Annotated in this window: 3 protein-coding genes, 1 other RNA gene and 1 pseudogene; 2 read left to right on the top strand and 3 right to left on the bottom strand. The window is 57.6% G+C overall.

Going from position 1 to position 3,275, the window contains the following annotated elements; translation table 11 throughout:
• The 3 genes from dnaX to B2W52_RS12225 all read right to left on the bottom strand — a co-directional run.
• On the bottom strand, positions 1–917 hold a 917-nt coding region (dnaX, locus tag B2W52_RS12235; protein WP_286803278.1), incomplete at its 3' end, for a DNA polymerase III subunit gamma/tau.
• Between the two features lie 166 nt (positions 918–1,083).
• Positions 1,084–1,180: signal recognition particle sRNA small type (gene ffs / locus B2W52_RS12230), an RNA gene on the bottom strand.
• A gap of 107 nt (positions 1,181–1,287) precedes the next feature.
• Positions 1,288–2,037 carry a 2OG-Fe(II) oxygenase gene (locus B2W52_RS12225; protein WP_273069815.1) on the bottom strand — a complete coding sequence of 250 codons (750 nt, stop codon included), beginning with the start codon at positions 2,035–2,037 and terminating at the stop codon, positions 1,288–1,290.
• 118 nt (positions 2,038–2,155) lie between these two features.
• Here B2W52_RS12225 and B2W52_RS12220 point away from each other — a divergent pair, with 118 nt between their 5' ends.
• Positions 2,156–3,079 carry a D-hexose-6-phosphate mutarotase gene (locus B2W52_RS12220; RefSeq protein WP_273069814.1) on the top strand — a complete coding sequence of 308 codons (924 nt, stop codon included), beginning with the start codon at positions 2,156–2,158 and terminating at the stop codon, positions 3,077–3,079.
• A pseudogene (locus B2W52_RS12215) lies at positions 3,076–3,275 on the top strand (lysophospholipid acyltransferase family protein); the annotation flags it as partial. The gene B2W52_RS12220 and the pseudogene B2W52_RS12215, both read left to right, overlap by 4 nt.

Genomic DNA, 3,275 nt, shown 5'->3' with positions numbered 1-3,275 from the left:
AGGGCGTTATCGGCACTGCCCGGAACCACCTGTTCCATGGTCACCCGGTGAAAGAGCGATAGCAGATCGGCGAGGATCACACTGTAATCCGGTGCAAAGTCCGAAATCCGGCTGATTTCCGCCAGCAAGGCCGGGCCATCGCCTTCAACGAGTGCATTCACAATGCGCTCAATATCGCGCTGATCAATGGTCCCCAGCATATTACTGACATCACTGGCGGACAGCTTCTGGTTGCCAAAGGCGATGGCCTGATCGGTCAGGCTCAAGGCATCTCGCATACTGCCGTCCGCAGCCCGGGCCAGGAGCCACAGGGCCGGTTCCTCAAATGGAATTTCCTCGGCACCCAGTACATGACGCAGATGGCCTGCGATGTGCTCCGGCGTCATGCGTTTGAGATTAAACTGCAGGCACCGTGAGAGCACTGTGACCGGCAGTTTCTGGGGATCGGTCGTTGCCAGCAGGAACTTGACGTGTTCCGGCGGTTCTTCAAGCGTCTTCAGGAAAGCGTTGAACGATTGGTTCGTCAGCATGTGCACCTCGTCAATGAGGTACACCTTGTAGCGGCCACGCGTGGGCGCATACTGGACGTTATCCGTCAGCTCACGCATATCATCAACGCCGGTCCGGGACGCGGCGTCGATTTCAATCAGATCCACAAACCGGCCTTCCTGGATCTCCTGGCAGCTCGAGCATTCACCACAGGGGTTCGGGGTTACGCCGGTTTCGCAGTTGAGGCAGCGTGCAAGCAGACGCCCAATGGTGGTCTTGCCTACCCCACGGGTCCCCGTGAACAGATAAGCATGATGAAGACGCTGGCTTTCCAGGGCGTGAATTAACGCCTGGAGCACGTGTTCCTGGCCCACCATATCCTCGAAAGTGCGTGGGCGCCATTTACGGGCAAGTACCTGGTAGCTCATGTTCCGCCAACTGCAGTGAAAAACGGGTTTAACCTTAGCACGGACGAAGATCCAGAAGAAGCAGACTTGATTCCGGAAACGCGCGCGCAAGTGCCGCACATAAGTTCATGGCTATCAAGGATAATCACAAGGATAAAAACAGGAGAGGGGAGAAAACTGGGGGTGACTCCATCAGCGACACCCCGGCACACAATTCCACCGCTTCGGCTGCTCCCTTCCGGGCCTGACCGGGTTCACGGTTTCATGTTGCGGAGGCACCAATGGAGCCACCATAACGGCGTTTCAGGACAATTCCCTGAAAGCGGCGCGCATATTAGCAAAAGGGTTTGCACACTACAATGACAAATCCGCACGCCCGTCTGGATCCGCCTTACAAAGGCAGCGGTACCTCATCCTGACGGAACCAGCAGGCCAGACTGTAACGGGTGCGGTTTGCCGGCAGAACCTCGTGGGGAATTTCCTCACTCATGAACAACGCCATACGCCCCGCCTCGGGCAACACGGTTCCACACACTTCATGGTCGTTATCGCGATTGAACACCTGAAGGGCGCCGCCGTCGGCTGCCTGCCACTCTTCGTTGAGGTAAAGCACCAGGCTCACCACCCGGGACGCCCTGCCCTTGAAACTGTCCAGGTGCTGCTTGTAGAAATCACCGGAATGGTAGGTAGCGTAATGGGTCTCGAACCGCTTCAGGCCCAGAAACAGCCTCTGGTTCAGACCCTGGCGAATCCTCTCGAAGAATTCGAACAATGCTGCCTGAGGCGCTGTAATACCCTGCAACCAGGCGATCTTGTCGCGGCGTACCGAACGGTCACGCACCAGATCATTACCGCGCCCGATACCGGCTTTTTTCATGGCATCGGTACGATCCAGAATCTGCACTTCCTGTTTCAGTGCCGCCAGCAGGTTGTCCCCAATCCGGGACCGCACATCCAACGACATCCAGCCGTGCTCGCTGAGCCCCGAAGCCAGCTCATCCAGCCATTCCTCAGACAAGGCCTGACGTTGATCCGGCGCAAGGCCCATCAGCTGGACATCACTACCTGCCACCGCATCCTCGGCGCTATGCAAAGGGGTGATAAGGGGATCATGGATCGGGGTGATTACCGGCGTTTCCATCGGCGGGCCTCGCGCAAAATTTGAGCGTATTTTAGGCGCAATTCTCGCCGGAGCGGCAGTTTTAATTTACTCTCTGTGTAGGCAAATACACTTAACCGGTTTCACTCAGTAGCTAACCATGTCAGAAAGCAGTAACAGGCCACCGCTCTCACTTTCGCCGGGCCAGTGGTCCTTCACGCGCTGGAAAACGATCGGGCAACTGGAAGCTCTTGAGGTCCACCATCCTTTGTTCCAGGCCACTGTGTTTATTCAGGGCGCTCATCTGGCAAGCTTCAAACCTCAGGATGAATCTGACTGGCTCTGGATGAGCCCAGCGGCCCGGTACGAACCCGGTCGAGCCATCCGCGGCGGCATCCCCGTGTGCTGGCCCTGGTTTGGCGATCCGGCCCGCAACGCGCCGGAAGTGCGGAAACGCATCCAGACCGACCAAGCCCACGGGTTTGCCCGTACCGCGCTCTGGAAACTGGAAGATGTCCGGGAGAACGCCCACGAAGTGGAAATCAGCCTGTCCCTGGATGCCAATGAAGATTTCAGTGATGTCTGGGTTGGCCATGCGCTCGCCCTGCTCACTTTCAGCTTTTCCATCCGGGGCTGCCAGCTGGCGCTGACCACCACAAACCTGGGCAACGATCCCCTCGCCTTTACCCAGGCGCTCCATACCTATCTGCCCACCAGCGACATCACCCGCACTCGATTACTGGGCCTGGGCAACAGCCAGTACATCGACACCCTGGATAACTGGGAATACCGCAACCAGGAGGGGCCGGTGTACTTCGAGGGCGAAACTGACCGGATCTACGAGAGCGGCGAGACCCTGACCATCGTGACACCCCGAACTGGCCGCAAGCTCTCAGCCGTTGGCAGTGACTCAACTGTGGTCTGGAATCCCGGTCCGGCCAAGGCGGCCAAGCTATCGGATTTTCCCGATACGGCCTGGCAGTCCATGCTGTGCGTCGAAACCGCCAATGCCGCCAGCGATTACCGGGTGCTAAATAATGGGCAAAGCCACACATTAGGCGTATTCATCGGAAGGAAATCATGAGCCTGGCATCGTTTCTCAAAACCCGACTGGTTCCCGCGGAACTGGAGGAGCATATCAACCGCATCCGCAAACCCATCGGGAGCCTGGGCTACGACCCCTGGGGCTACAACAACGAAGCCATGAAATACGGGCTTTCGCTCACCAAACAGATTTACGAAAAGTACTTCCGGGTACAAGCGCACGGGGTGGAAAACAT

The sequence above is a fragment of the Marinobacter sp. UBA2498 genome (genome assembly GCF_002341575.1).
GTDB lineage: Bacteria > Pseudomonadota > Gammaproteobacteria > Pseudomonadales > Oleiphilaceae > Marinobacter > Marinobacter manganoxydans.
The sequence above is the reverse complement of the archived record's forward strand: the minus strand, read 5'-3'. Positions and strand labels throughout refer to the sequence as shown.

Coding starts and splice junctions, on each gene's coding strand:
- B2W52_RS12225 (WP_273069815.1), bottom strand. CDS start 2,037: ATGGAAACGCCGGTAATCACCCCGATCCATGATCCCCTTATCACCCCT.
- B2W52_RS12220 (WP_273069814.1), top strand. CDS start 2,156: ATGTCAGAAAGCAGTAACAGGCCACCGCTCTCACTTTCGCCGGGCCAG.